This is a genomic window from Streptomyces sp. Ag109_O5-10 (genome assembly GCF_900105755.1).
Classification (GTDB): Bacteria; Actinomycetota; Actinomycetes; order Streptomycetales; family Streptomycetaceae; genus Streptomyces.
The window spans coordinates 2752526-2768089 of sequence record NZ_FNTQ01000001.1 but is presented as its reverse complement, the minus strand read 5'-3'; the positions used below and the strand labels follow the sequence as shown (position 1 = coordinate 2768089).

Below are 15564 nucleotides of genomic sequence, written 5' to 3'. Positions count from 1 at the left end.
CCACCGTCACTCCTCCGTGGGCTCCAGCAGCTGCCGGGCCTCCGCCCGCCGGGCCCGGACCGTCTCGTCGGCCGGGTCGGCACCCTCGTAGGCGTCCAGCACCGCACGCGCGCGTGCGGTCGCCGCGGCCGGCCTGCTGAGGTCGGCCTCCAGCCAGCCCGCGGCGAGTTCCGCGGCCGTACGGCTGTGCAGCCCGTCCCCGCCGAGCCCGGCGAACACCGAGATCGCCGCCGTCATCTGCGCGAGCGCCGCCTCGAACGCCTCCTGGATCGCCGGGTCGTCCGCGTCCTCCGGTACCGAACGGGCCAGCAGGTCGCCGAACTGGCGGTGGGTGTGACCGAGTTCACCGCCGAGCCGCTCCACGGCGGCCGGGTCCCCGGCCGTCTCCAGCGCCGCCTCGCACTCCCGGACCGCCTCCGCCATCAGCCGCCGCGCGCCCTCGGCACCCGCCTCCGTCCGCAGCGCCAGCCAGGCCCGGGCCCGCAGCGAACGCACCAGGAAGTGCACGTTGCCCATCGACCGCCACAACTCACCCGCCCGCGTGTACGCCCGGTCCGCCTCCGCCGGCAGCCCCGCGTTGCCCAGTGACTCGGCGGCCAGGTGGGCGAGGGTGGCGTGGTCGTGCTGCTCGGGCCAGTGCCGGGCGATCTCGGCCGCCTGCAGCCGCCGTTCGGCCGCCGCGTGGTGCTCGCCGAGCTCGCTCAGACAGTCCCCGAGCCACCACTGGGTCTGCACGACCGCACCGTCACCGTGCGTCTCGGCGCTCAGGTCGGCCAGCGCCGACTCCAGCACCTCCGCGGCCTCCGCGAACCGCCCCTGCCGCAGCAGGAAGCCGCCCAGCTGGTGCCGGGCCCAGGCGCCCAGCGTGCCGCTCTGCCCGGCCTCGTCGGCCCAGTGCGCCGCCTCCAGGGCGTGCTCGGCGGCCTCCTCGGCGGCGCCCCGGCCGCCGACCACCTCGGCGAGCTGGAGATGCAGCTGGGCCCGCCCGACCGGCTCCACGTACGGGCCGCCGTGCTCCAGCGCCGCACGCAGCGCCCGCTCCGCCTCGGCCAGGTCGCCCTGCTCGTGGGCGAGCCCGGCCACCCGCACCTCGTACTCGACCGCGAACCACGGCAGCTCCGCGCCCACGAACTGCGCCGTCGCCTGCCGGAACAGCTCGCCCGCCCGCTCGCCGTCCCCGGCGTGCTCGGCCAGCTCGGCGAGCATCGCCCGCCCCTCGGCCGCCCGGGACACCAGCCGCAGGTCGGACCCGCCGCGCCCGCCGACCAGCGCCAGCAGCTCCCGTACGGCCTGCTCGGCGTCCCCGGCGCCCGTGGACCGCTCGTGCACCTGGCGCATCAGGATCCGCGCCCGGCTCATCAGCACGGACGCCGTCTGCCGTACCCCGGTCGCGTCGTCCGCGTAGAGGGCGAGGATCCGGTCGTACGGCTCGTCGATCGCGGCCAGCGCCTCGTCCAGCTCCCCCGACAGCGCGCGGACGTAGGCGGCACGCGCGCGTGCCGCGATCGCCTCGCCCTCGTCGCCGGCTTCCGCGTACAGCTCCGCCGCCCGCTCGAACAGCTCGACCCCCTCGGGGCCGCGCCCCATCGCCGTGTGGTCGGCGATCTCCGCGCGGACGTACGTGTCCACCTCGGTCTCCTCGGCGGCCCGCGCCACCGCCGCCCAGGCCTCCAGGGCGTGTGGCCGGAGCGTGTCCGACAGCCGGCGCGCCTCGGCCAGGAGCGCGGGGAACGACGGCTGCTCCGACGGCTCCGGCGCGGGCGCCGGGGCGACCGGCGCCAAGGGCACGGCGGGCGCCGTCCGCGGCGCCCGCACACCCAGCGGCAGCCGGTCCACCAGCGGCCGCTGCGCCATCCGCTCGCGCAGCTGGTCGCCGACGTAGGAGGTGCCGTTGCGGGCGTCGAACCGCGCGGCCAGCTCCAGGGCCTCCGCGCGCGCGTGCCCGGCGAGTTCCCCGGCGGTCCACGCCCGCCCGGCGGGCCCCGGCACCCGCTGCCCGCCCAGCCCCAGCCCGGTCAACCGGTCCATCAGCAGCGCCACCACGGCGAGGAAGTCCATCCGGCTGCGTGGCTGCCCGGTGTCCGTGAAGTAGGCGGGACGTTCCGCCAGCAGCTCGAGACCGCGCGCCTCGTTGCCGGTCAGCGCGCAGAACTCGACGTGGTCCGCGTAGGCGCCCCGCATGCTCTCCATGGGGCGCACCAGGCGGAAACCCCGCAGGTGGTGCGCGCGGGCCTCGTCGACGCGGCCGAGGCGCAGCAGCGGCACCAAGGAGGACGCCAGGACCGTGTGCGGCTCGTGGGCGCAGCTGTACTCGCCGTCCAGCACCGGCCCCCACAGCTCCAGGGCCGCCTCGTCCCGCCCGTTCTTCAGCTGCCAGCCGCCCTGCCCGTGCAGCTCGCACGCGTGGCAGTCGGCCATCCGGTCCCGGTCCGCCGCCAGCCAGGCCGCGTACGCCCGCTCCGCGCGCGGCAGGTCACCGACGTGCCCGGCGACGCTGAACTCCGCGCTGCGCACGGCCCGCTCGGAGTGCCCGGCCAGCCGGTAGCGGTGCTCCATCTCGCCCAGCCACTTCTCGATCGAGGCGAGCGGGATGTGCGGCTGGTCGAGCATCCCGGCCGTCATCCACTTGAAGACCCAGTGCAGCGAATGCGCCTCGTACTCGTCGAAGTCCTCGGGCCGCTCGTCCCACATCCGCAGCAGCCGCGCGAACGGGACGAACATCTTGTCCTTCTCGGAGCTGTAGTTGTAGACCTTCAGCTGGTGCCCGAGCGCCTCGATCACGGCGAGCGGGATGTTCAGCCGCTCGGCCTCCGCCAGCAACTGCTCCGCGCGCGCGTTGCGGGCGGGCCCCTCCGGCTCCTCGGAGTTCTCCGCCATCGCCCGGCGCAGCGAGTCGAAGTCAGCAATCTCCATCAGCGATCGTCTTCCCCATGAGTGGCCCACTCCAGGAGGCCGATGAACGAGCGGTTGAGCAGCGCCGAGTCGGCCGGGCGCAGCGGGCGCTGGGCCATCAGCAGCGCCTGACCGTAGAGCGACTCGGTCGCGGTGCCGATCAGCTCCGGGTCCTTGAGGGCACTGATCCGCCGCACCAGCGGGTTGAGGTGGTTGAGCACCAGACGGGCGCGGGGCGCGCTGCCGCGCAGCGAACCCAGGATGCCCGCCCACAGGTCGTCGGCCTGCTCCTCGGCCTCCGCCCGGGCCTGTTCGTGGCGGGCGGCGCGGTCGTCGAGGTGGAGGGCGGGGACCGAGAGGGGGTGGAAGGCCCTCAGTACAATGTCACATTGCAGTGGGTCCAGCTTCGCCCGCGCCACCCCCAGGAACCCGGCCACCGCCAGCTCCTCCGCCGGATCCACCGCGTCCAGATGCGCGGTCACGGTGTCCGCGTCCAGCTCCGCGACGACGGTCCCGGGCCGCACCGACGGCAGCGCCTCGACCAGCTCGCTGTCGTACGTGTAACCGCCGTTGATCACCCCGACGCCCTGTGCGGAGGCGATCGGCGCGACCTGCCGGTACTCCTCGACCGTCCGGGTGAAGTGCACCACCGGGTGCCGCTGCGCGAACTCCTCCAGGGACAGCTGCCCGTCGGTGGTCTCGAAGGGGAGCCACGGCAGCATTGTCCGCAGCATCTCCGGGTCGTGCCGGGCCAGCGACTTCACCCCCAGGTGGTGTACGGACAGGAACGCGGAGAGCCGCTCCGGATCGCCCGCCGCAAGCCCGGTCAGCCAGGACCGAATCCTTTCGCCGAGCGCCTCCCGTACGGCCGCCAGCGTCTCGTCCTCGTACAGCGACTCGCGCGAGGCGGTCGGCCGCAGACTGTCCGTGTCCAGGACGCAGCGCACGAAGAACGCCCAGTCCGGCAGCAGCTGTTCGGCCCGCTCGGTGAGCAGCATGCCCTTGAGGTGCACGCGGTGCGTGGCCCGCTGCGCCGGACTCACCGCCGACGGCAGCACGTACGCCACCCCCCGGATCCCGGCCAGCGGCACGTCCAGCGCGATCGAGTCCAACGGCGTGAACCCGAAGAGCTCGTGGCAGTGCCGGGCCAGCGCCACCCGGCGGGTGCTGGGGGAGGGGTAGGGCCGGTCCCAGGGCGCCGGCAGGTCGGTGACCGCCTCGTCGCCCACCCGGACGTCGTACGGCAGCAGCGAACCGAAGTCCCGAGCCAGCGCGAGCACCCGCCGCTCGTCCAGCCACTCCGCGGCACCCGCCCGCGCCACCAGGTACACGGTGGTACCGGGCTCGGGCCGGGCCTCGGGCGCCAACGTCCGCACGGTGTACGACCCGTCGTCGCGGGCCGTCCACTCCACGGGCGGCGCGTCCGGCGTCCGGGCACTGCGGCTGACCACCCGGATCCGCTCGGCGACCACGAAACAGGCCAGCAGCCCGATGCCGAACTGACCCAGGAAGTCGGAGCGGGCCTCCTGCAGACCGTCGCCCCGCTTGGAGCTGCGCCCGATCGTGGCGAGCAGGCTGTGCACGTCCGACTCGGTGAGCCCGACGCCGCTGTCCTCCACCCGGAGCGAACTTCCGTCCGCGTACAGCCGCACCCGCGCCGGGGCGTCGGGCTGCTCGGCCCGTCGCGCGGTGATCGCGTCCACGGCGTTCTGCAGCAGCTCGCGGAGGTAGACCTTGGGGCTGGAGTAGAGGTGATGGGAGAGCAGGTCCACCAGACCACGCAGGTCGACCTGGAACGTGTGAGGTGACTGTGATGCCTGGGATGACTGTGAGGTCTGGGAGTCCATCGTCGCTGCGCCGGAGGGGGGAAGACGTGGTCGGCGCGGGGTCGGGCGGTCCCTGGTGGGGCGGTGACCGCGGAAGGATGGCCGGAGCGCGCCATCCTATGACTCAAAACGGCCGCCTGACCAGGGGTTTCCCGAGACATATACGGCATTGTCAGTGGGGTGGTGTGCAATGGATCTCGTGCCCGCACTGGAAGAACCACTGAAGAAAGTGCTCGGCCCAGCCACCGCAAAGGTGATGGCCGAGCATCTCGGCCTGCACACCGTCGGCGACCTCCTGCACCACTATCCGCGCAGATACGAGGAGCGCGGCCAGCTCACCCACCTCGCCGACCTGCCCATGGACGAGCACGTCACGGTGGTCGCCATGGTCGCGGACGCCCGCCTGCACACCTTCGCCTCCGCCAAGGCGCCCCGCGGCAAGGGCCAGCGCCTGGAGGTGACGATCACCGACGGCAGCGGCCGGCTCCAACTGGTCTTCTTCGGCAACGGCGTGCACAAACCCCACAAGGAACTCCTGCCCGGCACCCGCGCGATGTTCGCCGGCAAGGTCTCGGTCTTCAACCGCCGTCTGCAACTGGCACACCCGGCCTACGAGTTGCTGCGCGGCGACGACCCGGCCGAATCCGTGGAGACCTGGGCCGGAGCCCTGATCCCGCTCTACCCGGCCACCGCCAAACTGGAGTCCTGGAAGATCGGCAAGGCCGTCCAGACGGTCCTCCCCAGCGTCCAGGAGGCCCTGGACCCCCTCCCGCCGGCCCTCCGCGAGGGCCGCGGCCTGGTCTCCCTCCCCGAAGCCCTCCTCAAGATCCACCGTCCGCACACCAAGGCGGACATCGCCGCGGCCCGCGACCGCCTCAAGTGGGACGAGGCCTTCGTCCTCCAGGTCGCCCTGGCCCGCCGCCGCCATGCCGACGCCCTGCTCCCGGCGGTGGCCCGCAGACCGTCCCCCGACGGCCTCCTCACCGCCTTCGACGACCGCCTCCCCTTCACCCTCACGGACGGCCAGCAGAAGGTCTCGAAAGAGATCTTCGACGACCTGGCGACGGAGCATCCGATGCACCGCCTCCTCCAGGGCGAGGTCGGCAGCGGTAAGACGATGGTCGCCCTGCGCGCCATGCTCGCCGTGGTCGACGCGGGCGGTCAGGCGGCCATGCTCGCCCCCACCGAGGTGCTGGCCCAGCAGCACCACCGCTCGATCACCGAGATGATGGGCGAGCTGGCCGAGGGCGGCATGCTCGGCGGCGCGGAGCACGCCACCAAGGTCGTCCTCCTCACCGGTTCGATGGGCACGGCGGCCCGCCGCCAGGCGATGCTGGACCTGGTCACGGGCGACGCGGGAATCGTGATCGGCACGCACGCGCTGATCGAGGACAAGGTCCAGTTCCACGACCTCGGCCTGGTCGTGGTGGACGAACAGCACCGCTTCGGCGTCGAGCAGCGGGACGCCCTCCGCGGCAAGGGCAAACAGCCGCCCCACCTCCTCGTCATGACCGCCACCCCCATCCCCCGCACGGTCGCGATGACGGTCTTCGGCGACCTGGAGACCTCGGTCCTGGACCAGCTCCCGGCCGGCCGCTCCCCGATCGCCACCCATGTCGTCCCCGCCGCCGACAAGCCCCACTTCCTGGCCCGCGCCTGGGAGCGGGTCAGGGAGGAGGTCGGCAACGGCCATCAGGCCTACGTCGTCTGCCCCCGCATCGGCGACGAGGAGGACAACCCGGGCAAGGCGAAGAAGTCAGCCGAGGACGAGGCGGAGAAGCGCCCGCCGCTGGCCGTCCTCGACGTGGCCGACCACTTGGCCAAGGGCCCGCTGAGCGGCCTCAGGGTCGAGGTCCTGCACGGCCGCATGCACCCCGACGACAAGGACGCGGTCATGCGCCGCTTCGCGGCGGGGGAGACCGACGTCCTCGTCGCCACCACGGTCATCGAGGTCGGCGTCAACGTCCCCAACGCCACCGCCATGGTGATCATGGACGCCGACCGCTTCGGTGTCTCCCAGCTCCACCAGCTGCGCGGCCGGGTGGGCCGCGGCTCCGCCCCCGGTCTCTGCCTCCTGGTCTCCGAGATGCCGGAGGCGAGCCCGGCCCGCCAGCGCCTCACGGCGGTCGCCTCGACCCTGGACGGCTTCGAGCTCTCCCGTATCGACCTCGAGCAGCGCAGAGAGGGCGACGTCCTGGGCCAGGCCCAGTCCGGCGCCCGCTCCAGCCTCCGCGTCCTCGCCGTGATCGAGGACGAGGAGGTCATCGCGGAGGCGCGGGACGAGGCGACCACCCTGGTGGCCAGGGACCCCGAGCTGACCGACCTCCCAGGTCTCCGGACGGCCCTGGACGCCCTGTTGGACGAGGAGAGGGAGCAGTACCTGGAAAAGGGCTGATGGACGACGCCCCTGAAAGGGGCGCGGGGAACCGCGCGAGCAACCACATCGGACCCACAGCCGCCGTCCCAGACCAGGCACCCACCCCAGTAGGCCTGCCAAACTGAACCCGTAACGCCGCCCTCGAAGAAGGACCCCCCATGACCCGCGTGATCGCCGGCCAGGCAGGCGGACGGCGCCTCTCCGTGCCGCCCGGCACAGGCACCCGCCCCACCTCCGACCGCGCACGCGAAGGCCTCTTCTCCACCTGGCAGTCCCTCCTCGGCGGCCCCCTGGACGGCGAACGCGTCCTCGACCTCTACGCCGGCTCGGGCGCCGTAGGCCTGGAGGCCCTCTCCCGGGGCGCGGGCCACACCCTCCTCGTGGAGGCCGACCCCAGAGCCGCCCGCGTCGTACGTGAAAACGTAAAGAATCTGGGGCTCCCCGGCGCCGAGGTGCGAGCGGGCAAGGCCGAGCAGATCATCCGGTCCCCGGCTCCCGCACAGCCCTACGACATCGTCTTCCTGGATCCTCCGTACGCCGTCACCGACGACGATCTTCGGGAGATTCTCCTCACACTCCACTCCGAGGGCTGGCTCGCGCCGGACGCTCTCGTCACCGTGGAGCGCAGCACCAGAGGTGGCGTTTTCAACTGGCCGGCCGGCTTCGAAGGCCTCCGGTCCCGTCGCTACGGCGAGGGAACGTTTTGGTACGGTCGCGCCGCCGCTACGTGCGAAGACGCACGATGACCGGACCGGAGAGCGAGGGATCTCAAGTGCGCCGCGCCGTCTGTCCCGGGTCGTTCGACCCGATCACCAACGGACACCTCGACATCATTGCCCGTGCGTCCCGTCTCTACGACGAGGTCTACGTCGCGGTGATGATCAACAAGTCCAAGAAGGGCCTGTTCGAGATCGACGAGCGGATCGACCTGATCCGCACGGTCACCGCCGACTACGGCAACGTCCGGGTCGAGGCGTTCCACGGCCTCCTCGTCGACTTCTGCAAGCAGCGCGACATCCCGGCCATCGTCAAGGGCCTCAGGGCCGTCAGCGACTTCGACTACGAACTGCAGATGGCCCAGATGAACAACGGTCTGTCCGGCGTCGAGACGCTGTTCGTGCCGACCAACCCGACCTACAGTTTCCTCTCCTCCTCGCTGGTCAAGGAGGTGGCCCAGTGGGGCGGCGACATCGCCCACCTGGTTCCGCCGGCCGTTCTGGAGGCCCTCAACAAGCGTCTCGGCAGGGACTGATGGGGCTACAGTCGTCCCGTCCGTCTCAAACCCAGCTGTAGAGAGTGGCGAGCACAGGTGGACGTGCAGAAGAAGCTCGACGAGATCGTGAGCACGGTCTCCGGCGCCCGGTCCATGCCCATGTCGGCGTCGTGCGTGGTCAACCGCGCCGACCTGCTCGCGATGCTCGAAGAGCTGCGCCAGGCGCTGCCCGGCTCGCTCGCGCAGGCCGAGGAGCTGATCGGCGGCCGGGACCAGATGGTCGAGCAGGCCCGCATGGAGGCCGAGCGGATCATCGAGACCGCGCATGCCGAACGCGGCTCACTGATCTCCGACACCGAGGTGGCCCGCCGCTCCCAGGCCGAGGCCGACCGGATCCTCGCCGAGGCCCGCCAGGAGGCCGAGGAGGTACGCGCCGAGGCCGACGACTACGTCGACTCCAAGCTCGCCAACTTCGAGGTCGTCCTCACCAAGACCCTCGGCTCGGTCGGCCGCGGCCGCGAGAAGCTGCTCGGCACCGGCCCCGGCCTGGACGAGCAGGGGTACGAGGACGAGGACGCCCCCGAGCGCAGCCACGACCCCGAGACCCTGCGCCGGGACGCCGACGCGTACGTGGACGTCAAGCTCGGCGCCTTCGAGGCGGTCCTCGCCAAGACCCTGGAGGCCGTCGGCAAGGGCCGCGCCAAGCTGCACGGCCGGATCGCCTCCGACGCCCTCGGCGCCCTGGCCGACGACAGCACGACGTTCCAGCACTCAAGCGACGCCGACTACCTGGCCGACCTCGCGGCCCTCGCCGACCAGGACGACCGGGCGGCCCAGGCCGAGCAGACCGCCGCCGCCCAGCCCCGGCAGCAGCCGCAGCCGCAGTACGACCAGCAGCCCATGCAGCAGCCCGTGGCGCAGGATCCGTACGGCTACCCCCAGCAGCAGCCCGTCTACGCCCAGCAGGACGCGTACGGCTACCAGCAGGACCCCTACGGCTACCAGCAGGCCGATCCGTACGCCGCCGCCTACCAGGGCTACGACACCGGCCAGCAGCCCGTCTACGACCCCCAGCAGCATCAGCAGCAGTCGTACGCCCTCGACGAGACCAGCCTCTTCGACACCAGCATGATCACGCCGGAGCAGCTGCGGGCCTACGAGCAGGGGCGGGGCCTGTAGCAACGCCTGGAGAAACCCGGCGGGGAGCGGCGGAGGACCGCCGGATTGGGCCGACAGCGAAAGGTCCAGTATCCTGTCTCTTCGGTCGCGTCTACGTCCGCGATCCACGCTGCCCGGAGGAGTCTCCGGACGGCGTCCCTCTGAACTCGTAGATCGAAAGCAGGAATGGCTCCTCACGCGCGCCTCGACCACCGCAACCCGTTCGTGTTCGACACACACGAGCTGGGACGGCGTCCTGGTGCCCTGCAGCGCCTGACCCGCACGATCGACGCTCCCGAGGACTTCGGGATCAAGGGGGTCATCGGAGTGCCGCAGGGTGCCCCGGTGGAGCTCGAACTCCGGCTCGAGTCGGTCATGGAAGGTGTGCTCGTCACAGGCACCGCCCGTGCACAGGCCGAGGGGGAGTGCGTAAGGTGTCTGGAGCCGGTCGGGCAGGAGCTCGAAGCGGACTTCCAGGAACTGTTCTCGTACCCTGACGCCGACGACCGGGGCCGCGTGATCGCGGAACCGGGCGACGACGCCGAGGACGACGAGGACAGGTTCTTCATCGAGGACGGCCTGTTCGACCTCGAACCCGTGCTGCGCGATGCGGTGGTGCTCGCACTGCCGATGCAGCCGGTGTGCCAGGACGACTGCCTGGGCCTGTGCTCCGAGTGCGGAGCCCGGCTCACGGACGACCCGGACCACCACCACGACGCCGTCGACATCCGTTGGGCGGCTTTGCAGGGACTCGCCGGATCCATGAAGGACGGCGAGAAGGACGAGATGAGCGGCGCTGACGCGGAAGCGGGCGTCGACGAGAAGCAGGAGAAGTAGCCGTGGCTGTTCCGAAGCGGAAGATGTCGCGCAGCAACACGCGCCACCGCCGGTCGCAGTGGAAGGCTGCGGTCCCCACCCTGGTTGCGTGCGAGCGCTGCCACGAGCCCAAGCAGCAGCACATCGCGTGCCCGTCTTGCGGCACCTACAACAAGCGCCAGGTCCTCGAAGTCTGAGCGGCCAGGTGAGAGGCACTGTGTCCAGTCCCAAGAAGGGCGATGAGCCCAAGGCGGACCCAACCGCCAAGAAGAAGGCGGACAGCACGGCCTCGTCCCACACGCTTCTGGAAGGGCGGCTCGGGTACAAGCTCGAGTCCGCCCTTCTGGTGCGTGCGCTGACCCACCGTTCCTACGCGTACGAGAACGGCGGCCTGCCGACGAACGAGCGGCTGGAGTTCCTCGGTGACTCCGTCCTCGGCCTCGTCGTCACGGACACGCTGTACACCACCCACCCGGACCTGCCCGAGGGCCAGCTGGCCAAGCTCCGGGCCGCGGTGGTGAACTCGCGTGCGCTCGCGGAGGTGGGCCGCGGTCTCGACCTGGGCTCCTTCATCCGGCTCGGCCGCGGTGAAGAGGGCACGGGCGGCCGGGACAAGGCGTCCATCCTCGCCGACACCCTGGAAGCGGTGATCGGCGCGGTCTATCTCGACCAGGGCCTCGATTCGGCGTCCGAGCTGGTGCACCGGCTCTTCGACCCGCTGATCGAGAAGTCCTCGAACCTCGGAGCCGGCCTGGACTGGAAGACCAGTCTCCAGGAGCTCACCGCGACGGAGGGCCTCGGCGTGCCCGAGTACCTGGTCACGGAGACCGGCCCCGACCACGAGAAGACCTTCACTGCTGCCGCCCGCGTCGGAGGCGTCTCGTACGGCACCGGCACCGGCCGCAGCAAGAAGGAGGCGGAGCAGCAGGCCGCCGAATCCGCCTGGCGCGGCATCCGCGCCGCGGCGGACGAACGCGCCAAGGCCAGGGCTGCCGAGCAGGCCGCCCAGGCCGAAGCCGAGGAGGACGACGGCCCGCCGTCGTCCGCCGCCTCCGCCTGACGAACAGCGCAGCCCGAGCGCCCGCCACCGTTCCACGGTGGCGGGCGCTCGGATCGTCCACGGTCCTTCCCGGGAGTGCCCATGCCTGAATTGCCCGAGGTCGAGGTCGTCCGGCGCGGCCTGGAGCGGTGGGTCGCCCATCGCGTCGTGGCCGAGGCCGAGGTCCTGCACCCGCGTGCCGTACGACGGCACCTCGCCGGGGCCGACGACTTCACGCACCGGCTCAAGGGTCACCGCATCGGCACCCCGAGCCGGCGCGGCAAGTACCTGTGGCTGCCGCTGGAGGACACCAATCAGTCGGTTCTCGCGCACCTCGGCATGAGCGGTCAGCTGCTGGTGCAGCAGCACGAGGCGCCGGACGAGAAGCACCTGCGGATCCGCGTCCGGTTCGGCGACGGCCTGGGCACCGAGCTCCGGTTCGTCGACCAACGCACGTTCGGCGGACTGTCGTTGCACGACAACACCCTTGACGGACTGCCGGACGTCATCGCGCACATCGCCCGCGACCCCCTCGACCCGCTGTTCGACGACGAGGCCTTCCACCAGGCGCTGCGCCGGAAGCGGACCACCATCAAGAGGGCGCTGCTCGACCAGTCGCTGATCAGCGGAGTCGGCAACATCTACGCGGACGAGGCCCTCTGGCGTGCCCGCGTCCACTACGAGCGGCCGACCGCCGGCTTCACCCGTCCGCGCACCGCCGAACTCCTCGGCCATGTACGGGACGTGATGAACGCGGCCCTCGCCGTCGGCGGCACCAGCTTCGACAGCCTGTACGTCAACGTCAACGGCGAGTCCGGGTACTTCGACCGTTCGCTGGACGCCTACGGCCGGGAGGGACTGCCCTGCCGGCGGTGCGGTACGCCGATGCGCAGGCGGCCCTGGATGAACCGGTCCAGTTACTTCTGCCCGCAGTGTCAGCGGGCGCCGCGGGTCTCGTCGTAACGCTCGCGGGCGGCCAGCACCTCGCCCATCCGGTCCTCCACGAAGTGCACGACGGCCAGCAGGCGTTCGGCGACCCCACGGCCGAGCGGGGTGAGCTCGTAGTCGACGCGCGGCGGGTTGGTCGGCTGCGCCTCGCGGTGCACCAGGCCGTCGCGCTCCAGTGCCTGGAGCGTCTGGGAGAGCATCTTCTCGCTGACGCCGTCCACGCGCCGGCGCAGCTCGTTGAACCGGAACGACCCCTCGTGCAGCGCGCTCAGCGTGAGCCCGCCCCAGCGGCCCATGACATGCTCGAGGGTCGTACGCGAGGGACAGTCCCGGGCGAAGACGTCGTACGGAGGCTGCGGCTCCACGACGCCGTCCTGGGTGATGGTCATGCGCCAAGCGTACGGGAGCACTGCGCTAACCGACAGGGTGCGCTAACTTTTGGTTAGTTACAAGGGGCAGGGGTGGCTGTCCTCGCACGGGAGCGCCCCGCAGCGCGTGGCTGCGGGGCACCCGGTGCGGTTCAGTCGACCATCTGCCCGTCGTACATACCGCCCTTACAGGTGTTGTTCGCCCAGTTGACCGTTCCGCCGCCCTGTTCGCACTCACCCGGGGTGAGGCTGGCGGCGTTGGCGGTGACAGCGCCTGTGAGGCCGAGTCCGGCGAGGGCTGCCGCAGCGATGACGGCGGCGAGGATTCGTCGAATGCGCATGTGGTTCGCCTTTCACGGATTGCCTCGGATTGGGGCAGTACTCAGCTTGGAGTTCATCCGTGTGGGCTACATGTCGTGTTGAGCCGTTCGGGTGACATCGCTGTCGGGTGCAGGGGCGCTGACCTGCGGTTGTCTCAGTAGCCGAAGTCCTGCGTCCACCAGGGCCCGCCCTCGCCGAGGTGCACGCCGACCCCGAGGGTCTTGAAGTCGCAGTTCAGGATGTTGGCGCGGTGGCCCTCGCTGTTCATCCAGGCGTCCATGACGGCCTGGGCGGTGGCCTGGCCGCGGGCTATGTTCTCGCCGCCGAGGTTGGATATGCCGGCCGCCGCGGCCCGGTCCCATGGCGTCTTGCCGTCCGGGTCGGTGTGGTCGAAGAAGTTCCGCGCGGCCATGTCGTCGCTGAACGCCTCGGCCAGATGGGTCAGCGAGGAGCTCGCGGTCAGCGCGCTGCAGCCGACCTTGGCCCGCTCCTCGTTCACCAGTTTCAGCACCTCGGCCTCGACGACCGCCTCCTGCGAGGTGGTGATCGGCGCGGCGGTCTTCACCGGCGCCTTGGTGGCCGTCCTGCTCGGGCTCGCCGTCGTCTTCTTGGACGGCGTCGTGGTGGTCGACGGCTTTTCGGTCGCCGTCTTCGTCGGGGTGGGGGACGAGGGGGCGGAAACGGAGGCGGAGGCGGAGGCGGACTTCGAGGCCGACGCCGACGGGGCCGGCGAGGCGGAGCGCCGGGAGTCACGGCTGGTCGAGGAGCCGGTGCCGCGGCTCTCTGCGCTGCCGGAGGTGCCGCCCTGCTCGGTGGCCGTGTTGGTGGGCGCGCCGTCGGCCTGCACCCGCTCGCCGCCGGTCGTGCTGCTGCCGCCGCCGAGCTTGTAGTTCTCCAGGCCGGGCACCAGACCGGTGGCCACCGCGACCGTGCCGATGGCGACCGCGGCGGAGACCCCGAGCAGGCCGGTGGCCACGGGCCGCCCCGCCTTCTTGCGGCGCCGGTGTCCGCCGCCCGAGGAGGAGCCGCGGCCCGCGGTGAACTCCTCGACCGGGAACTCCGCGGTGTTCATGAAGCGGGCGTAGTCGTCCTCGCTCGCGAAGAGGTAGGCCGAGCTGCGCGCGTCGGCGTCGGCGTACTCCTCCTGGGGCTCCTCCTGGCGCAGGTAGGCCGCCGTGCCCGTGCCGTAGCGAAGGCCCGCGTAGGAGTCCTGCGGGTCGTGGCCGCCCGGGTACGAGCCGTCGTGCTCCGTGACCCCCGTGGCGTGGCCCGTGGCGGCGCGGCCGGCGGCGTGGCGTCGGTGGCGTCCCATGTCCTTGCCCTCTTCCCTCGTTCTCGCGGTCGGGTCGACCAGGGGCCGGTGTGGCCCGTGACTCCTTCTGATCAACCAGGCTCACCCGATCGAGTGAGTTTCATATGAGATTCATTGGGTCGGGACGGTACCGCATGCCGCTGGACGAGGGAGTGCCCCGAGTGACATTGGCCGGTTAGGTTGCACCCATGAGCGACGATGTGCGACTGGTCGCCTGGGTACGCGGACGTGTACAGGGCGTGGGATTCCGCTGGTTCACGCGGGCCAAGGCGCTGGAGATCGGGGGCCTGAGTGGTTTTGCTCTCAATTTGGGCGACGGCCGCGTCCAGGTGGTCGCGGAGGGCTCCCGGGTGGGCTGCGAAGGGCTGCTCGACTGGCTCCAGGGCGATGACACGCCCGGGCGGGTGGAGGGTGTCACCGAGATCTGGGACACACCACGGGGTGGCTACGACGGCTTCGCCATCCGCTGAGCCCGCTCCGTGAAGCCGTGCGCGCGGAAGCGGAGCGAAGTGCCACCGGCATGTGCCCCGAGCAGAAATGGCCTGGTGGTTGCCAAGAACCGCGTGTCGTGGCAGGCTCCGCACTTACAGCTGATCGCCAGGCCCTCAGGGCCCCGCGGGAGTCGCAGCGCCGCCCGGTCAGGGCCGCCCGACTACGGGTTCGCCCCCCAATGCAGGGCGTGATCGTGTTGACCGTCAAACTTTTTGGTGAGACGCTGAAAGCCCCGCGCACCTTAGCTGTTTGGCATGGCGCAACATCGAGAAACACTCGGATGTGTCAAGCATCGCGGGTGCGAATCCCTCACGACCCACACCGCTTCGGTCGGTCACTCAGTGTGGAGGACCATCCATCATGGCAAAGGCGCTTCTCGGTTACGTCGGCGGCTCCGACCCGCGACTCCTCGCCGAGATGCGACGGCTCCAGCAGCGCGTCCAGGACCTCGAATCCGAACTCGTACGGATCCAGGCAGAGAACGACGCGCTGACGGCTGCCGCTTCTCCCGACAGGATCATGGAGAGCATCGACGCAAACCAGGCGGAGCCTGCGCTCACCTGATCGCTGCATCGCTCCACAACAGCACATGCGGCGATTGGGCAGCCCTTTCAACCGCTTAAGTTGTCAAGATTTGCAAGGGACGCCTCGGCGTCCCTTCTTTCTTGCGCCCCCGCCCCGTTCCAGCCCCGCGCATCCTTTCACCTTCTTTAACGTCTGGTGTGCCCTGCATGTTCATGCGCGAAACCGCGAGGTTGCGAGGGGTCGTGGAGTGCGGTAGCGGCGCCGGGTAGAGTCCCAC

Annotated in this window: 15 protein-coding genes; 10 read left to right on the top strand and 5 right to left on the bottom strand. The window is 71.1% G+C overall.

Annotated elements, in window-relative coordinates; all coding sequences use genetic code 11:
* Positions 1-6 precede the first annotated feature (6 nt).
* The gene (locus BLW82_RS12565; protein WP_093508016.1) at positions 7-2916 is read right to left on the bottom strand and encodes a hypothetical protein; all 2910 of its coding nucleotides are present in this window, start codon (positions 2914-2916) and stop codon (positions 7-9) included.
* A complete protein-coding gene (locus BLW82_RS12560) occupies positions 2913-4739 on the bottom strand; it encodes an HSP90 family protein (RefSeq protein WP_093498871.1) in 1827 nt (608 codons plus the stop codon). The genes BLW82_RS12565 and BLW82_RS12560 overlap by 4 nt, the downstream gene beginning before the upstream one ends.
* Positions 4740-4908: 169 nt before the next feature.
* Between BLW82_RS12560 and recG the strand changes: the two genes are divergently transcribed.
* The 8 genes from recG (at position 4909) to mutM (ending at position 12284) form a co-directional block, all read left to right on the top strand.
* Complete coding sequence (gene recG / locus BLW82_RS12555) at positions 4909-7113, top strand: ATP-dependent DNA helicase RecG (protein ID WP_093498870.1); 2205 nt, start codon at positions 4909-4911, stop codon at positions 7111-7113.
* A 140-nt stretch (positions 7114-7253) separates the two neighbouring features.
* Positions 7254-7841, top strand: a complete 588-nt coding sequence (gene rsmD / locus BLW82_RS12550; RefSeq protein WP_093498869.1) for a 16S rRNA (guanine(966)-N(2))-methyltransferase RsmD — start codon at positions 7254-7256, stop codon at positions 7839-7841.
* Positions 7842-7867: 26 nt separating this feature from the next.
* Positions 7868-8347: a pantetheine-phosphate adenylyltransferase gene (coaD, locus tag BLW82_RS12545; protein WP_218162369.1), complete on the top strand. Its 480-nt coding sequence runs from the start codon at positions 7868-7870 to the stop codon at positions 8345-8347.
* 57 nt (positions 8348-8404) lie between these two features.
* A complete protein-coding gene (locus tag BLW82_RS12540; RefSeq protein ID WP_093498867.1) occupies positions 8405-9487 on the top strand; it encodes an ATP synthase F0 subunit B in 1083 nt (360 codons plus the stop codon).
* 165 nt (positions 9488-9652) lie between these two features.
* A complete protein-coding gene (locus BLW82_RS12535; protein WP_093498866.1) occupies positions 9653-10303 on the top strand; it encodes a YceD family protein in 651 nt (216 codons plus the stop codon).
* A 2-nt stretch (positions 10304-10305) separates the two neighbouring features.
* The gene (rpmF, locus tag BLW82_RS12530; protein WP_003951102.1) at positions 10306-10479 is read left to right on the top strand and encodes a 50S ribosomal protein L32; all 174 of its coding nucleotides are present in this window, start codon (positions 10306-10308) and stop codon (positions 10477-10479) included.
* An 8-nt stretch (positions 10480-10487) separates the two neighbouring features.
* The gene (rnc, locus tag BLW82_RS12525) at positions 10488-11342 is read left to right on the top strand and encodes a ribonuclease III (RefSeq protein ID WP_177232923.1); all 855 of its coding nucleotides are present in this window, start codon (positions 10488-10490) and stop codon (positions 11340-11342) included.
* Positions 11343-11423: 81 nt separating this feature from the next.
* Positions 11424-12284, top strand: a complete 861-nt coding sequence (mutM, locus tag BLW82_RS12520) for a bifunctional DNA-formamidopyrimidine glycosylase/DNA-(apurinic or apyrimidinic site) lyase (RefSeq protein WP_093498864.1) — start codon at positions 11424-11426, stop codon at positions 12282-12284.
* Here mutM and BLW82_RS12515 read toward each other — a convergent pair.
* The 3 genes from BLW82_RS12515 to BLW82_RS12505 form a co-directional block, all read right to left on the bottom strand.
* On the bottom strand, positions 12257-12658 hold the full coding sequence (locus BLW82_RS12515; protein ID WP_093498863.1) for a winged helix-turn-helix transcriptional regulator: 402 nt from the start codon (positions 12656-12658) through the stop codon (positions 12257-12259). The genes mutM and BLW82_RS12515 overlap by 28 nt on opposite strands.
* A gap of 131 nt (positions 12659-12789) precedes the next feature.
* The gene (locus tag BLW82_RS12510; RefSeq protein ID WP_093498862.1) at positions 12790-12978 is read right to left on the bottom strand and encodes a hypothetical protein; all 189 of its coding nucleotides are present in this window, start codon (positions 12976-12978) and stop codon (positions 12790-12792) included.
* A 134-nt stretch (positions 12979-13112) separates the two neighbouring features.
* Positions 13113-14270, bottom strand: coding sequence for a CAP domain-containing protein (locus BLW82_RS12505; RefSeq protein WP_093498861.1), 1158 nt, complete (start codon positions 14268-14270; stop codon positions 13113-13115).
* A 188-nt stretch (positions 14271-14458) separates the two neighbouring features.
* Here BLW82_RS12505 and BLW82_RS12500 point away from each other — a divergent pair, with 188 nt between their 5' ends.
* Complete coding sequence (locus BLW82_RS12500) at positions 14459-14740, top strand: acylphosphatase (RefSeq protein ID WP_093498860.1); 282 nt, start codon at positions 14459-14461, stop codon at positions 14738-14740.
* A 382-nt stretch (positions 14741-15122) separates the two neighbouring features.
* On the top strand, positions 15123-15326 hold the full coding sequence (locus BLW82_RS12490) for a hypothetical protein (RefSeq protein WP_093498859.1): 204 nt from the start codon (positions 15123-15125) through the stop codon (positions 15324-15326).
* The last annotated feature ends 238 nt before the right edge of the window (positions 15327-15564 follow it).